Source organism: Paraburkholderia hospita (assembly GCF_002902965.1).
GTDB lineage: Bacteria > Pseudomonadota > Gammaproteobacteria > Burkholderiales > Burkholderiaceae > Paraburkholderia > Paraburkholderia hospita.
On record NZ_CP026107.1, the window covers coordinates 1828203 to 1844155 of the forward strand.

Below are 15953 nucleotides of genomic sequence, written 5' to 3' on the forward strand. Positions count from 1 at the left end.
ACGCGATCGCCTTCCGCTCCCTTGCTCTCCAGGCCCGGCTGATTCCAGATTCATGTAATAGCCGTCCTTCGGACTGCCGCCTATCATCTGTAGCCTTACGCTTCGCACCGGGCGAATCGTTTGCGAGTATGGAAGCGATAGTGCTCGCAATCATGCTTGCGATATTCATGCGCGAGACGGGGCCGCGCGGGCACGCGAACGCATGAGCCTGTTTTCCCGAGCACGTGCGGCCGTCAACGGGCCGCACAAGTCTCAATCAATCGGATATGCAACACCATGATTCGCATCGAAAACCTGACTGTGTTCCCGGACCGTAGAGAAGTGTTCGTCGACGGTGTTCTTGTCGAACTTGGTTGCAGAGCGATGGATGTATTGCTCGTCCTTATCGAAGCAAACGGCGCGCTGGTGACAAAGGAAACGCTCACAGACCAGGTCTGGCCGCACACGGTGGTCGCCGAAAACAATCTTCGTGTGCACATCTGCATGATCCGCAAAATGATGGGCGAACATCGCAGGTTGCTTGTATCCGTGCCTGGGCGCGGCTACCGTCTGTTGCGACCGGCACAGCCGGCTTATCTGATTCCCATGCTCGTCGCGCATGCCCAGTTGATGCGGTCTGCAAGATAGCCGAGTTGTGTTCTGAAGTGCATCGGCGCGCGGCGCCGCTCAACGCGGCTTCAGTTCGACGGGCGCCGCAGCGCGATAGCCGCCGCCGAGTGCCTTGGTCAAGGCGATCTCCTGACTGAGCGTCTGCCCCCGAAGCTCCAGCAGCGCAACCTGTTCGGCGATCACCGGCTGGCGTGCCTGAAGCGCCGCCAGCCGGCTCGTCAGTCCGCGTTGATAATGCGCTTCGACGCTGTCCCTCGTGAACGCAATCGATTCGATCCGCCGCTTCTGCAGCTCCGTCTGGGCATCGAGCGCCTGCAGGCGGCTGCCCGTCTGCGCGACATCACGCACCGCATTGAGGACGGCCTGGTTGTACTGCTCGATCAACAGGTTGCTTCCCTCGCGTGCGCCGCCAAGGTTCGCGTTGAGCCGGCCGCCGTCGAAGATCGGCAGAGTTAGGCCCGGAATCAGATTGATCTGCTGGCTCGCATGTGTGAAAAGGTCGGCGAGGTGCAAGGCATTGAAGCCGAAGAACGCCTTGATGTCGAAGCTCGGATAGAACGCCGCCTTTGCCGCATCGATCTGGTCGAACGACGATTCGACATACCAGCGCATCGCCTGCAGATCGGGGCGCCGGGCCAGCAGTTCATACGAGAGCGCCGGCGGCAACGCGGCCTGCGAGCGCGGCAGCGCGACGGGCTCGATGACGGGCAGGCCATCGGGGCCCGCGCCGACCAGCGCCCGCATCGATTCGCGAAACTGCTTGATCTGCGCTTGCGCCGACACGATCTGCCGCTCGACGGCCAGTTGCTGCGCTCGCGCTTCTTCGAGCAGGGTGCGCGCTTCGAGGCCGCGCGCGGCGCGCGCTTCGTGTGCCTGCACTGCGAACTCTGCTGTCTCATGCAATTCGTTTAGCAGATCGATGAGCTGATAAGTCGTTTGAATGCCGTAGTAAAGCTGCGCGACATCCGCCGAGATTTCGAGTTCGACCGCGGACGTCTCGGCGAGCCGTGCATTGCTCACGCCGAGCGATGCGGCGACCTGTGCGCGCTGCTTGCCCCAGAGGTCGACATTCAGGCTCGCACCCAGCCCGACAACGCCCTCGGTGTACCACGGCCCCGTCAGCCCTAAAGCCGGTTCATTCTCGGCAAACGGGCCAAGAAAGCCGTTTGCGGAAACGTGCTCGCGATCCAGCGACGCCAGCGCGACCACCTGTAAGCCCGTCCCCGCGCTGACCAGCTCGACATCCGATCTGGCCTGCGCGACGCGCGTGCGCGCAATCACCATCGTCGGGGCGTTGGCGAGCGCCTGATCGATCAGCGCGTCGAGTTGCTCATCGCCATAGCGTGTCCACCAGCGCGCGGCGGGCCAGCCATCGCGCGCGAGATGGATGTCGTTCGCGAGATTGATCTGATCCGGGGCAATCTCCGTATAGGGCGCACTGTCATGATGGATCAGCGCGCACCCCGACAGCGCGGACGATAGCCACGCCACGCATAACACGCGTCGACGCCACCGCCCATCACGCAAAACCGATCGCTGATTCATGTTCATATGGGCTGTGATGAGGGCGCCGCAACCGACACCCCGTCCTCTACCTCGGCGCGCCAGTCCGGCAACCCCGCGACTTGCCGCGACAGTTCGTCCGCTGCGGCGATGAGCGGCCTGTCGGCGGCTTCGACAGCTTCTTGTGCAGCGATCTCGCTGCGTCGCGGCGCGCGGGCGTCGGGCGGGCTTGCCGCAAGCTCGTCCGCGTACCGGTTGAGTTCGACGCGCGCCTGTTCTTGCGTCGAGCGCACGGCATCGACCGTTTGGGAGTTCGACGCTCCCGCTTGCGCGACCAGCGTACTGCGCAGCGCATCGCCCGCGAGCATGATCTCGCGTGTCTGCGCGAGCACGGTTTGCGCGCGCAATGTCCATTGCGCATGTTCGGCTTCCTGCCAGCTGGGCTCGAGTGCGACACGCGCGAGCGTCGCCTCGCAATCGGCCAATACCGCCCATGCCTTCAACTGGCGCTGCGTGTACGGCAACTCGTCCCCCGCGTCGTCGCTGGGCGTGCGCAACTGTGCGGCGATCGCGCGCAACATGGTTGCGAGTCTCTGCCGCAACGCGTCGCCCTCGCCTTCCCGCCAGAACGACATCTGCACAAAGGTCGCCACACCGACGCCCAGCAGAATACCCACCATCCGGTCGCGGATTTCAGTCAGGTTCGTGGTCGGGCCGAACTGCCCGAGAACGGCGAGCGAGAACGTGAATATCACCTGGATGCCGGCGTAGCCGATCCGCTCCGAGCCCGCCGATATCCACGCCCCGAGCGCGGCGACGGGCAGCGTGATCAACAGCAGGCCGACAATATCGTCGAGATGGGGAATGACGAATACCACCATGAAGAGCGCCAGCGCACTGCCGATGGCGGCCCCGGTCAGCCGCAGTAGCGCACGCTGCGTCGATGCGCCGAGGCTCGGCAGCGCGACGATCACGCAGGTCAGCATGATCGTGTGTATGCCCTGCCAGTCGACCGCGTTGTAGAACACGTAGCAGGCCAGCACGGCGAGCAGCGTCTTCAACGAAAAGCGCAGGTACGCGGGATTGGTCCATGCGTCGGGCGCCACCATCGGCTCGGCGGCGGCCGGCTTGCCAGTCTCCGCATCGCGCGCGGCGAGATCCGCGTACGCATGCAGCGCGCGCTGCAACTCGCCTGCGGCGGGAATCGTGTCGGCTGCATGGTGTTCTTCGGGTGTCGCGGTGCTCACGTGACGATACGGTTCACCCGACATCACCGCTTCGTCGAGTGCCCGGACGTTGGCCCGCAACTCGGACAACATCGCACGCCGCGCCGGCGAATGCGCCGGCCACGTATCGGGCAACTCGCTCGCGCCGCGATAGAGACGCGACACGGTCGCGATGCACGCAAGCTGCGCCGCCTGATGCTCACGATAACGCGCGTCTCGCATCATCGTGAACCGCAACAGCTTTTGCAACGTCAGCGCGCCTTGCTGCACGGTGGCCAACGTGATCGGCGTGACGTTCGGGGTGTTGTCGATCAGGTGCGTCAGGCGCATATCCAGCGCCGCAAGTTGCCGATGGATTTCCGCGTTGAGCTGCAACTGCGGTTCGGCGGGCAACAGCAGCGTATTGACCACGAGCGCCAGCGCGATCGGATAGTTGACGGCGACCCATACCCACAACACCGCGCGAATCAGCAAGTCGGCCTGATCCGTCTGGTCGACGAAGCTCTGCACATAGATCACGACGATGGCGACGATAAAAAACACCACGCCGATCTTCAGAACGCGCAGCAAATACACGCTGCCGAAAAACACCACACTCGCGACGACGATGCGCAGCAACGGATAATCGAATGTGAACTTCAGCAGCAGGATCGACAGGCCAATGGCGAGCGTCGATCCGACCATGAACATGATGCCGACCAGCCGCGTGACCACCACGTTCGCCTGCGTGACGTAAAACATCACCAGCAGCGACAGCGGAAGCTCCGGCACTTCGAGCGCCATCGATGCGACGATCACGATTGCGCTGGTTAGCATGCAACGCAACATCACGTTGAGCCGACCAGGAAAAGGCGCAAGCTCGCGTGTCAGGAAATCGCATGCATCGCGCAGCATAACGGGCATCGGGGGCAGGTAGTCGGCGACGGCCATGGGCGCTCCTCAATGGCTTTCGCCGTCGTTGCCCGGGTGCAGCACCGCGACCGCCGACGTACCGACGCGGAACAGCTCGGGGTTCGGATCGTCCACACGGATCTTGACCGGAAACCGCTGCGACACATGAACCCAGTTAAGCGTGCGTTGAATGCGCGGCAATCCGCCCGGCAAGGCGATACCAGCTTCGTCGGACGCGATGCCATAACTGATCGAATCGACGCTGCCCCGAAAGCGCTGGTCCGTATCGCTCATCAGATACACCGTCGCGGGCGTCCCCGTCTTGATGCCCTTGAGTTCCGTCTCACGAAAGTTCGCGACCACGTACCAGTGGCGCGTATCGATCAAGGTGAAGACAGGTTTGAGCGCGGTTGCAAACTGGCCCGTCGCCGTCTTCAACGACACAATGCGTCCGTCGAAAGGCGCTCGCACCGTCGCGTACTCGAGATTCAGCTCAGCAAGGGAGATCTCCGCCGTGACAACGGCGCGTTGCGCGACCAGCGCATCGACGCCGCTCACAGCCGCTGCCGCCTGCTGCGCCTGCAGTTGCGCGGCGCTGAGTTCGGCCTGCGTGGCGCGTTGAGCGGTGCGCGCACGGTCGACGTCTTCCGCCGACACATAACCGTGTGACAACAGCGGCTCCATGCGGTGTAGCGTATCGGACGCCTGAGCGGCTGCGGCTCGTGCGCGCTCGACGGCCGCGCGCACCGACTCCGCGTTGTACTGCTGCGCGTTGACCGTGCGCTGGGTCAATTCGATCTGCCGGTCGAGCGCAACGAGCGACGCCTTGCCCCGCGTCAGCGCATCCTGATACGGACGCGGATCGATGCGAAACAGCAGATCGCCCTGCTTCACCGCCTGGTTGTCGTGCACGGGCAATTCGACGATGCGGCCGTTCACCTCGGGTACGACGTCGATCGTATCCGCATAGACATAGGCGTCGTCGGTGCGCGGCGCGCGTTCCAGCTGGCGGATCACGAAGACCACCAATAGCAGCGTCAGCACGACCAGGATGATGGCCGGCCATGCGCGCTTCTTTGTCCGGTTGGCAGTTGTCGCCATTGCATTACCTGAAGATCAATGTTGGAACAGCATCAACCAGACAGCGAGTGAAAGAAAAGTGACAAGCGTGGGATACACCACCGCCGCAGGCCACACCAGAAGCTGGGCCCGCAAGCGTTTGACAATCAGATGGACGACGACCGTGAGCACCACGCCCGCGATGAGACAGAACAGCCAGTCCGGAAAGTACGCGCCGAGTACGTTGAGGGATGGCGAATTCGCGCACCCCGAGACGAAAACCGCGGCGATTGCCGCCGTCCCGGTTGCACGCTTTGCATGTGAGTCTTTGGCGAATGGAACGTGTCGTTTCAAGGCGTGCAGCCCCCGGGCAAAGCGTCGAATTCGCAACAATAACGCGGCAATGAAGCCGTGCGCATTACATGAATATGTAGTGTCGCCGTAATAAAGAATGATGTGAATCACGCAGCGAGCTGTGTTTCCCAAAGGCTTACTTAAACTCTGGCGCGATCACTGGATGCTATCCAGCAAGTCTAGCAACGCGTCGCCATCGACAGGCTTCCGGAAGAACCCCAATGCGCCTCTCTGCAGATAATAGTCTTCCGTATGCCCGGTCGGTTTGCCCGTGATAATGATGACGGGCGTGGCGGCGCCCGACTGAACCGTTCTATCGAGTACCTGAATGCCGTCGATGGGCCGCATTCCCAGGTCGGTGACAACGCATAAAAGGCCCGAGTAACCATCGGAGAAGAAATCCACTGCGGATTCATAAACCCGCGTTCCATACCCGCCAGAAGCCAGCAGGTTAGCCAGAGCCGCCAGGACGCGACGGTCATCATCAATCACGGCAACGGTTCGAACCGCAGACGCGCACATTGTTTTTCCGGCTCATGGGTCCAACATGGAACTGGCGCTGGCGCCAGGCTCTGGACTATCGTGTCGGCGATGCTTCGAGCTGCAGTTTGCTTGCCTGCCTGACTAGCGTGGCGAATGAATCTGCGCGCATTTTTCTCATTATGTGGCCTCGATGTACCTGGACGGTGTATTCGGTGATACCAAGGACGGCCGCCGCCTGCTTGTTGAGCAAGCCACTGACGAGTAATGGCAAGAGTTCCTGCTCACGCGGTGTCAGCGATTGATAGAGCGCGTGGAGCGCCGCTGTATCTGCCGCCTCCGCGCGAAGAACATGGGCTTTGGCGAGTGCCGCATCGACCGCGTTGAGCAACGCGTCTTCGTCGATGGGCTTGGTGAGAAAGTCAACCGCGCCGCCCTTCATGGCCAGGACCGTGGATGGCACATCGCCTCTCCCCGTGATGAAAATGACGGGAATATGAGCGTCCGCGCTGACAAGCTTCTGGACGTCCAGGCCACTCAAGCCCGGCATTCTCATATCGAGGATCAGACACGCAACGGCTTTTTGACGCGGCGTGTCGAGAAAGGCTTTGCCGGAGTTGAACGGGTGGACGGTTCTTCCGTTTGCACGCAGCAGCGCAGCGAGTGCCTCTCGCACCCGCTCGTCGTCGTCGACCAGATACACCAGTTCACCTGCGGATTCCATGGAACCCCTCTGTTGTCAGGAGGCGCCTCCCCTGACCTCGGACAGCCGGCCCACGATGATGTCGCTGGATGCGACGCTCACGCGGCCGTGCCGGAGAAAAATTATACCGCCGGGATCGGCCCCCGGAAGTGCGGGCCGCATTACATGATTATGTAATGGCGGCGCCGGATATGACGCTGTAGGTAGATCGCCTCGCGTCATCGGGCGGATGGAATCGTCGCCAGGTCCGAAGTATCATTTATCCATCAAAAATCTATCAAGCTTGAGGTGCCCTATGGCTCATCGCTTCCTTATCAAGGAGATAGCACTTCAGGCGGGGCTCGGTGTCGCAACTGTCGACCGGGTGCTAAATGATCGTGCCCACGTTCGGGAACACACCCGCAAGCGCGTTGAGCAGGCTATCAGGGAACTCGAGAAGCAGGAACTGCAACTGGCAACCACCGGGCGAAAGTTGATTGTCGACGTCGTCGTGGAAGCGCCGGCCCGGTTTGCCGACGAGATAAGGAGTGCGCTCGAAGCCGAGTTGCCGGTGCTGCACCCTGCCGTCTTTCGACCGCGATTCCACTTGCGCGAGACGATGACGACGGATGAAGTCCTCGATACGCTTCGATCGATTGGACGACGAGGCAGCCATGGCGTGTTTCTGAAGGCGCGCGACGTTCCCGAAATCGCAGAAGCGATACGCGAGTTGCAACGAAGCGGCATTCCTGTCATCACGACCTTCACGGACGTCCCATCGTCTGGGCGCATTGCCTATGCCGGGCTCGACAATCGCGTCGCCGGGGCCACCGCGGCGTATCTCATTACCCAATGGCTGGCTCCGCAGCCGGGAAACGTTTTGATAACGATGAGCGACGAGCGCTTCCGCGGCGAAGAAGAACGTGAAATAAGCTTCCGGCGCGCGTTAAGAGCCCGTCAACCGCAGCTCACGCTGATTGACGCCAGCGGTGGTCATGGCCTTGACTCGCTCACTGAAGAACGGGTTCTCAAGGTCATTACCGCACACAAGAAAATCGACGCGGTCTACTCGATGGGCGGCGGAAACATCGCCATTCTCAGGGCAATCGAAGCGAGGCAGCGGTCCCCCGTTCGCTTTATCGGACATGACCTCGACAGGGATAACGTCGGACTTCTGCGCGAAGGCAAAATACAGGCGATCTTGCATCACGAGCTTCGTCAGGACATGCGGTCGGCGTGCCAACACGTCATGCATTTTCATCGACTGTTGCCGGCGTCGGCTGTATCGCCATCGTCATCCGTTGTCGTGGTAACGCCGGAGAATATTCCCGAGCACATTGCAAGCCGATACCATTGATGGCGGTGTTTGACATGCTTGCCATTCAACGCGAAACATTAGCCGAGGGGCTTCGGCGAACATTGCATGACGCGTCTGTCGGCCACGTGATGAACCGTGGGGCATGGGTGCAGAAACTGATGGTTGACGACGGACTGCATGTCAGCACCTGGCCACTCACCTTCGACGGCCATCACGCGCCGCTCGCCGCTACGACGACCTCGAGGATGAAGAACCGTTGGGCCTGCCAGTCTCCGGCGACGAGGTCGATCGTCGCATGGCCCGCGCGCCGCGCCACGAACATGATCCCGTTAGGCAGACCCGCTGGCGTGATGACGTGTCCGTCCTCCCCCATCACGCCGGGAAGAAATGGGCCCAGAAACTCGAGCACGTCCGCCCCGGAAAGGACGTGCCCGCCCATCGCCGGCACGATGAGAACATCGCCGGCTTCAATATGCAATGTCCCGGGTAGCGAGTCCGTTAGCCTCAGCTCTATCAATCGACTCATCGTCGCTCACTTGCAAGTCTCGTTTGGCTGATAAAAGAATATAGCTTCCTCACACCGTGACCTCTACATCTTCCGATGCGCTCCAGGCGTCCCGATCCGCAGATGACTTCTGCGCGTCGTCCGGCGCATCCATCGTGCTGGACGCCAGTTTCGGATAGATCTGCGCGGCAAACGCGTAATCCGTGCCGTTGATATCCAGGCCGCCCTGAATAGGCTGTCCATCCTTGGTGATGGTTCCTGGAAGCTGATAGCACATGATCGACGTCTGATCGGGCGGGGTTGCGAAGATCGACTGCTGATCAAGCGCGGTGAGCACCTGCTGATCCACTGCCGTCTTGTTCCAGCCGTACTGCCGGTAGAAAAAGTCGTAGGCTTTTTGCGGATCGATCCGCGCGACCAGTTCCTGGCGCATATGCTCGTGCGGAAAGCCCAGCGTGTGCCCGGTTTCGTGTCGAACGACACGCAGGTATTCCGACTCCGCCGTATTCATCGTGAACGCTTCCAGATTCATCGTCGGACGATCTTTCGGGATATGAAGAATGTCCGTGCCGAGATACGACCAGTATCCTCCCGGGCCACGAGAAATGCGAACGTCCGCCGCCCCCTGCGTTTCGACGAACGTGACGCACGATACCCGCGCCCACGCATTCATGTGACTCAGAATGCGCGCACGAAGATCAGCGGGCGTGCTTTCCAGGAAGTTCACCGTCAGTTGACGCGGCGTCGGCCCCCAGTACTTGGATGTCATGACTGCGATGGCCATCGGCTCGAAGGGCACGTTCGCAGCAAGCATCGACGACACGGCAAGCGCGGGTGCGTTGACGGGATTCACCTTGATTGCTGTTTGGGCCGCCGGTACGAAAAGCCGGTCGGGAAGCGTCTTTATCGAGCACGATGGCGCTTCGCCCTGTGGGACCGCCGACGCCGCTACCGGGTTGTCTTTCTGCTCGTCGCCATCCGACGCATTGCCGTTGACTGCCGCGCCCGCAACTTGCAGAATCTTCACGAGCGTCTGAAGAAGTTCTTTGTCGTCCGCACTCATAGCTCACCTCCATAAAGTAGCGATCAATCTTGCGTTGCCTTTAAATCGCGAAACACACGCCTGCCGGTTCAACGCGGATACGCTGTCAAGAGATAACAGTCGGCCGGAGTTTTACGCACGACTGCAACCCAATTTGCCGTCTTCTTGCAGACATACCCGTTTTTGTTCGGACAGGGCGAGTTGTTCTTCTTGTCATGCGATACGGTGACAACCGTACCCACCGTGGTGGCCGCAGTACCATGGATGATGTAGTCGTTGGGATCGTCGCCCGGGTAGCGAGCCCCCGCCTGCACGATGTGCGTTCTCAGCGCATCCTGCAATGCCGCCTCACTCGACCACGCGCTCGCGGCGTTTCCGTTTGGCATGCACGCGGGACCATTGTGACCACCGCGATTCGTCAGGCGGCCTATGAGGCCGTTCACCGATACGCCGACATGACACGCGAGCGCATGACCTCCTGCGTCCTCTTGCGCCTGCAGCCATTGGGTCCAATTTCCATTGGCGGGCACACGACAGGTTTGCGCGACGGCCGACACCGTCGCCAATGAAGCCGCACACCACACAAGTCCTATCGCGCCGCGCCTCGCAATTCGACGCGGGACACGATTCAACGTCATTTGAGAAGTACGCATTTCCTTCACCTCGTTTTGATAAGCGAAACAACGTACGGATCCGGCTCTTCAGTCGTCTCGTGCAGGCAATTCGAGAAGGCGATGGGATTCGCGAACCGCTTGCCCATTTCCCGCTTTGGTCATCGTCGCCCACGCCTTGGCATTGGCTGTGAACCAGCTGTCCAGAACGCTTGCACCGATTGCGTCGCACGAGATCGAACCGCCCGATCCGGGATAGGCGCCGCGCGTCCAGTTGACGAACGCGAACCACACGCGGATCGTCGGACCGCCGTGTACGATAGCCGGTGAGACCTCGCCGCAATAGAGCGTCAGCGCAACCTGTTCAGACTCGTCGTCAGGCGGAATCAAACCCTGCTCGACGAGAAAGTTCACTTGCTGCTCTGGCCGGCTGAACGGCATCCTCCCTAGCACCCTTGCCACGCCTTCCAGACACGACACGGATTGCTCGGAAGACCTGCTGCCCGTCGATGGACCGAGCGCCGGGATCCGCAGCAACGCCTGCCGGGCGATAGACTGATAAGAGTCAGGCACATCGGGTTGCATACGCGACGTGGCATGGCCATCGACAAGGCCAAAGATATCGAGCGTTCTGTCGCGACTGGTTTGCAGATCGTCACTGTCATTCGCGATCAGAAAGAAGGCTGACTGAGGCGTTGTACTCATTGTGGTTCTCCGGAAATCGGATGCGCTGCACGTGCCTGCGAAGACAGGGTTCGCGGGCCGGCCAGAGCCGACCCACAAGACGCCTCGACAGGCCGATAAAAACGCCTTAGCTAACCGTGTCGCTGAAGAACGTCGTGGCTTCTTCGATCTTGTTGACGGCCGACGCTCCGACGAGTTTGTCGAATGCTGCCCTGACCGTCACGTCGCTCTTGTACAGCTCGAAGTTCCAGATTGCGTCGACCTCGATGTATTGCAGGTCGACGTCGATCAGCGTTGCCGACGCGCAGCTGGAGTAGACCTTTCTGTCCTTGGACGTGAAATCGCAGAAGTACATCTTCAGGTGCGGCATCACCATCAAGGTGTTTCCGACCTGTTGCGCGTCGATGAATACCGTGTTGGACGCGAAATGGAAGGGCTTGCTCGACGAATCGACGCCCGCACTGATCTTCTGGCCGAACGATCCGATAAACGACTGGAAAGCGCCCAGCAAAGGCCCTTTGGTCGCGAAGCCGAGGATCGACTGAAGGAATTCCGACGACAGTTCGATGCCGCGTATCGTCTTCTTGTATCCCGTGTTCTGGAAGCTGAACGGGCCAAGAAGCGGATAATTGACCAGAACCTGTTTCCAGACGGAAGTGTCGAAAAGGAGATCAGGATTGTTCGCCTTTGCAGCCCGGCTTTGACAATACGTAGTACCGAGCGAGGTCAGATTCAACATGCAGCGGCTCGCCGTTTCCAGATCCGCCTGCACATTGGCAGGAACGTCCCGACTCAGTTGCACCGCGCTGAACAGCCCAGCTGTGTTCTGGTCGACGGGTGGTGGCGGTGCAACAGGTGCAGCCGCTGCCCCCGGATAGTAATTCGGATGAATCTCGGGAAACGTCTCGCCAAAAAAGGTCGCGGCCGCTGCAACCTGATTATGAAGTTGCTGGATTTGTTCGGGTGCATTCATGGCTTTTCTCCGTCTGGATTAACCGAATAGCGGTCACACAAATTGCTGCGTGCCGTTGTCAGCACAATGGCGCTATTCATAGCTCAGAGAAATACCTCCGAATGCGTAGTGCGAAAAAATCCGTTAAGCAACGCGATTGACTGGCAATTAGCGCAGTGAGTTTGCAATCCGCAGCAAGCCGGCCATGTCATGGATCTGGAGTTTTCGCATCAGATTTTCTCGATGCTTGCTGACTGTCCGGGGACTGATTTTTAGTTTTTTCCCGATCTCCTTGCTCGTCAATCCGGCAGCGACGAGGCGCAGCACGTCTAATTCACGTTTGCCGAGTGTTGCAGCAATGATGGGGAAAAGGATTCATTGAAGACGATTGCGCAACAGTCACCGCGTAGGAGACCAACTGGACGGTCGTTGAGAGCCCGAGCTTTTGCGCGATATTGGCTCGATGCTTTCGAACCGTCTGCGGTGATATTTTCAACGAAGCGGCAATCTGGTCTCCTCGTAAGCCATTTCCAATAAGCAAAACGATCTGTTTCTCTCGCTGCGTCAATGGTTTCATTCTTTTTTTAATGTTTTGTACACAATCGCGTGGGATATACCCAAGATTGTGCATGATCGCATGACCGGTCGACGAAAGTCGCTTTTCGGAATGCCAATACCGCGTCAATGAGCGACCCGCGCGTATTGTTTACTGAATTGATTTACAGATGTGGGCAGTTCCCCGATTGGAAATGACGTGCTCGCGTGACGCCGTTGATATCAACGGCCACTCAAACATAAATCCGGGAATGGGACCTCGATTTTTATTGATCGTTTTCCCTGGTCGCCGATCCGATTATTTTGCATTTACGCAGATGCGCGAGCCTTTGAAGACGCCCGGATTGCGTTACGCGGACTGATGGGCGCCAGAGCGGCGCCGCGGAAGGTCATTCACCTGGCAAATCGAACATGGAATGCGAGCACTGACGACGCCCCCCAGCGGCGGTCACGCTATCGCGGACAGTTTCCAGACCAGCTCGCCGGCCATCTTCGTCGGGACGAGCAGACCTTGACGATCTGCCACGTCCACTCACCCCACTCACCCGTTAGTTCAGCCGCTTCAACTGGCCATCGTCCGCATACCAGTCGACTGTCTTGCCGCTGGTGTTGATCGTCACCGCGCGCGGCTCACTGAACTGATCGAACGACTCGATGCCCGTCTCGCGCCCGACTCCGCTGTTCTTGAAGCCGCCCCACGGCGATGCAGGGTCGAGCCGGTGATGGTCGTTCACCCACACCATGCCGAACTCGAGCTTGCCCGCAACCCGATGCGCACGTGCGACGTCCTGCGTCCAGATGGAAGCAGCGAGGCCGAACTGCGTGTCGTTGGCGATACGGATTGCATCGGCTTCGTCTTCAAACGGCATGACGACGGTGACCGGCCCAAACACCTCGTCCTGGCCAATCTCCGATTGCGGGCTGGCGTCATGGATCACCGTCGGCTCGAGAAAGTAGCCCGACGTCAATCCTTGCGGCACGCGTCCACCCGTCAGCACTTTTGCGCCCGCCGCCTTCGCGCGTTCGAGCATCGCCAGAATGCGTTGTCTCGAACGATCCGAAATCACAGGCCCAAGCTGGGTCTTTGCATCGGCTGGATCGCCGACTCGAATGCCCTCCGCCTTCACGCGGAAACGTTCGAGAAATTCCGCGTACATCGACTTCTGCACGAGGATGCGCGCGCCGCACACGCAGGTTTGCCCGGCGCCGATGAAGGCCGCGAACGCCGCGCCGTTCACCGCGCGCTCCATGTCGAAGTCGTCGAACAGAATCACCGCGCCCTTGCCGCCCAGTTCCAGCGTGGTCAGTGCGAAATTGCGCGCTGCCGCCTCGCCGATCGTGCGGCCCACTTCCGTGCCGCCCGTGAACACGACCTTGCGGATGAGCGGATGCCGTGCGAGCGCCGCGCCCGCTTCGCGGCCTTCGCCGTTCACCACATTGACGACGCCCCTGGGCACGCCCGCTTCCTGCAGCAGCTTCACGAGCCGGACCGTCGTCAGCGGCGTCTGCTCCGATGCCTTGATGACTACGCTGTTGCCCGTCGCAAGCGCGGGCGCGAGGCTCTTCGAAAGAATCATCAACGGATGATTGAACGACGTCATCAGCGCGACCACGCCGAGCGGCACGCGCTGCGTGTAGCACAGGTACGGTCCTTCAATGGGAATCACGTCGCTGCGGCGCGTCAGTGCGAGCGCGGCGAAGTACCGGTAGAACTGCGGCAACCGCGAAATCTGCGCGCGCGTTTCGGAGATGGGGCGACCGTTGTTCAGTGTCTCCAGCTTGTAGAACTGTTCGAGATCCGCTTCGAACAGATCGGCAAAGCGGTTCAGCACCCGCGCACGTTGCTGGATCGGCATGTCGCGCCACGCGCCGCCTTCGAAGGCACGGTGCCCCGCCTGCACGGCACGGTCGACGTCGTTCGCCGACGCAGCCGCCAGTGCGCCGATCACTTCGCCCGTCGCGGGATTCACGATATCGAGCGTGTGGTTCTCCTCGGCATCCGTCCATTCGCCGTCGATCAACAATTGTGCGTCGTAGTGTTGGGTGTTCGTCGTATCCATTGCGTCATTCCTGTTTGTTCACTTGAGAGGCGAAGCGTGCGCGTCGGCATGAAGCGCGTCGCGCGCGAGTGTGTCTTCCGGCTGAAGATCTTCGAGGCGCTGTCCCGTCGGCTCGACGCCGAGCCATGCGACCACCACGATCTGTACGGCGAGCAGGCCGATCATCAAGGCAAGCACGCCGACGACGCCGTGCTGTGCGAACAGCGCCACCACGATGAACGGCGTCACGATGGTTGCGCCACGCCCCAGCGTGTTGCAGACCCCAGACGCGCGCAGTCGTACTTCGGTCGGAAAGAGTTCGGGCACATAGACGGCGAACAGCAGCGCGACCAGCACGTAGATGGGTATGGTCAACAGCAGTCCGACGATGGGCAGAATCACAGGGCTCGTGATGAACGGGTACATCGCGCCGAACAGGATCGCTGCGAACGACGAACCGATGATGGTCGGCTTGCGACCCCATGCATCGGCCGTGAGCGCACCGATCGCGGAGCCGATCGGCGCACCGAGCGACATCACCAGCGCAAAGCCGAACGACTTCGCGATACTGAAGCCCTGATGCACGAAGAACGTCGGCAGCCAGGTCACGAAGCCGTACAGCAGCGTGTTGATGACCACCAGCGTCACGCAGCCGACGATCATCCTCTGCAGCATCGCGCCGCTGAAAAGCGAACCGAACGTGAGCACCTGCGGCGCGGTCGAGCCTGCTTTCATGGAAACGGGAGCCGGCAACGGCTCGCCACCCCGCGCAGCCGTCACTTCGGCTTCAATGCGACGCAGGATCGCGTCGGCTTCGTCGTGCCGTCCGACGGAATCGAGCCAGCGCGGCGACTCGGGCAAGGCCTTGCGCGCATACCAGACGCCGAGCGCGCCAAGTCCGCCGAGCACGAACATCGCGCGCCAGCCGAACGATGGAATCAGCAGCAAGCCGATCAGCCCCGCAACAGGCAATCCGGACACCACGAAGACAGCCATCAGGCCCTGCAGCCTGCCGCGCTTTTGCGGTGGCACGAATTCGGTCAGCGTCGAGTAACCGACCACGTTTTCCGCGCCGAGGCCGAGCCCCATGAAGAAGCGGCAGGCAATCAGCACGCTCATGTTCGGCGCGAGCGCCGCACCGAGCGACGCCAGACCGAACACGGCAAGGTTCGCCTGATAGGTGAACCGCCGCCCGAAGCGGTCGCCGAGAAAGCCGGTGGCAAGCGAGCCGAGCATCATGCCGAGAAACGTCAGCGACACGAACAGCGCATTCTGTCCGAGCGTGGAGAAGCCGCTCTTGAGCGTTGCACCGAGCACCGTCGACGCGACGTAGATATCGAAACCATCGAAAAACATGCCAATACCGATCAGCCACATGATGCGCCGGTGAAATCCCGACATCGGCAAGCGATCGAGCCTTGGCCCTGCGTTGACATACATGTC

Annotated in this window: 17 protein-coding genes; 2 read left to right on the forward strand and 15 right to left on the reverse strand. The window is 60.7% G+C overall.

Annotation, left to right across the window (positions count from 1 at the left end):
* Positions 1-276 precede the first annotated feature (276 nt).
* The gene (locus C2L64_RS41525; RefSeq protein WP_007577425.1) at positions 277-627 is read left to right on the forward strand and encodes a winged helix-turn-helix domain-containing protein; all 351 of its coding nucleotides are present in this window, start codon (positions 277-279) and stop codon (positions 625-627) included.
* A 39-nt stretch (positions 628-666) separates the two neighbouring features.
* On the opposite strand, the gene C2L64_RS41530 is transcribed toward C2L64_RS41525, so the two are convergent.
* The 6 genes from C2L64_RS41530 to C2L64_RS41555 form a co-directional block, all read right to left on the reverse strand.
* Positions 667-2160, reverse strand: a complete 1494-nt coding sequence (locus tag C2L64_RS41530) for an MdtP family multidrug efflux transporter outer membrane subunit (RefSeq protein WP_081498768.1) — start codon at positions 2158-2160, stop codon at positions 667-669.
* Complete coding sequence (locus C2L64_RS41535) at positions 2157-4268, reverse strand: FUSC family protein (RefSeq protein WP_007577427.1); 2112 nt, start codon at positions 4266-4268, stop codon at positions 2157-2159. Before C2L64_RS41535 ends, C2L64_RS41530 begins: the two co-directional genes overlap by 4 nt.
* 9 nt (positions 4269-4277) lie before the next feature.
* Positions 4278-5330: a multidrug transporter subunit MdtN gene (gene mdtN / locus C2L64_RS41540; RefSeq protein WP_007577429.1), complete on the reverse strand. Its 1053-nt coding sequence runs from the start codon at positions 5328-5330 to the stop codon at positions 4278-4280.
* 15 nt (positions 5331-5345) lie between these two features.
* Positions 5346-5753 (reverse strand): YtcA family lipoprotein, encoded by a 408-nt coding sequence (locus C2L64_RS41545; RefSeq protein WP_007577431.1) that lies wholly within the window; start codon positions 5751-5753, stop codon positions 5346-5348.
* Between the two features lie 45 nt (positions 5754-5798).
* Positions 5799-6134 (reverse strand): response regulator, encoded by a 336-nt coding sequence (locus C2L64_RS41550; protein ID WP_236674283.1) that lies wholly within the window; start codon positions 6132-6134, stop codon positions 5799-5801.
* A gap of 85 nt (positions 6135-6219) precedes the next feature.
* Positions 6220-6846: a response regulator transcription factor gene (locus C2L64_RS41555; protein WP_007577435.1), complete on the reverse strand. Its 627-nt coding sequence runs from the start codon at positions 6844-6846 to the stop codon at positions 6220-6222.
* Between the two features lie 274 nt (positions 6847-7120).
* Here C2L64_RS41555 and C2L64_RS41560 point away from each other — a divergent pair, with 274 nt between their 5' ends.
* Positions 7121-8161 (forward strand): LacI family DNA-binding transcriptional regulator, encoded by a 1041-nt coding sequence (locus C2L64_RS41560; protein ID WP_007577437.1) that lies wholly within the window; start codon positions 7121-7123, stop codon positions 8159-8161.
* A 172-nt stretch (positions 8162-8333) separates the two neighbouring features.
* Here C2L64_RS41560 and C2L64_RS41565 read toward each other — a convergent pair whose 3' ends face one another.
* The 9 genes from C2L64_RS41565 to C2L64_RS41605 all read right to left on the reverse strand — a co-directional run bounded on the left by C2L64_RS41565 (position 8334) and on the right by C2L64_RS41605 (position 15950).
* Positions 8334-8600, reverse strand: coding sequence for a hypothetical protein (locus C2L64_RS41565; RefSeq protein ID WP_242681719.1), 267 nt, complete (start codon positions 8598-8600; stop codon positions 8334-8336).
* A 97-nt stretch (positions 8601-8697) separates the two neighbouring features.
* Positions 8698-9690 carry a M12 family metallopeptidase gene (locus C2L64_RS41570; protein ID WP_007577441.1) on the reverse strand — a complete coding sequence of 331 codons (993 nt, stop codon included), beginning with the start codon at positions 9688-9690 and terminating at the stop codon, positions 8698-8700.
* Positions 9691-9758: 68 nt separating this feature from the next.
* Entirely contained in the window at positions 9759-10226 is a 468-nt protein-coding gene (locus C2L64_RS41575; RefSeq protein ID WP_238554530.1) for an RNase A-like domain-containing protein, read from the reverse strand.
* 144 nt (positions 10227-10370) lie between these two features.
* Complete coding sequence (locus tag C2L64_RS53660; protein ID WP_131542579.1) at positions 10371-10985, reverse strand: hypothetical protein; 615 nt, start codon at positions 10983-10985, stop codon at positions 10371-10373.
* A 106-nt stretch (positions 10986-11091) separates the two neighbouring features.
* The gene (locus C2L64_RS41585) at positions 11092-11937 is read right to left on the reverse strand and encodes a hypothetical protein (RefSeq protein ID WP_007577445.1); all 846 of its coding nucleotides are present in this window, start codon (positions 11935-11937) and stop codon (positions 11092-11094) included.
* A 147-nt stretch (positions 11938-12084) separates the two neighbouring features.
* A complete protein-coding gene (locus C2L64_RS41590) occupies positions 12085-12291 on the reverse strand; it encodes a LuxR C-terminal-related transcriptional regulator (protein WP_079482487.1) in 207 nt (68 codons plus the stop codon).
* Positions 12251-12547, reverse strand: coding sequence for a response regulator transcription factor (locus C2L64_RS56410; RefSeq protein ID WP_079494148.1), 297 nt, complete (start codon positions 12545-12547; stop codon positions 12251-12253). Before C2L64_RS56410 ends, C2L64_RS41590 begins: the two co-directional genes overlap by 41 nt.
* A 472-nt stretch (positions 12548-13019) precedes the next feature.
* Positions 13020-14531, reverse strand: coding sequence for an aldehyde dehydrogenase (locus C2L64_RS41600; protein ID WP_007577447.1), 1512 nt, complete (start codon positions 14529-14531; stop codon positions 13020-13022).
* Positions 14532-14549: 18 nt separating this feature from the next.
* Positions 14550-15950, reverse strand: a complete 1401-nt coding sequence (locus tag C2L64_RS41605; RefSeq protein ID WP_007577448.1) for an MFS transporter — start codon at positions 15948-15950, stop codon at positions 14550-14552.
* Positions 15951-15953 lie beyond the last annotated feature (3 nt).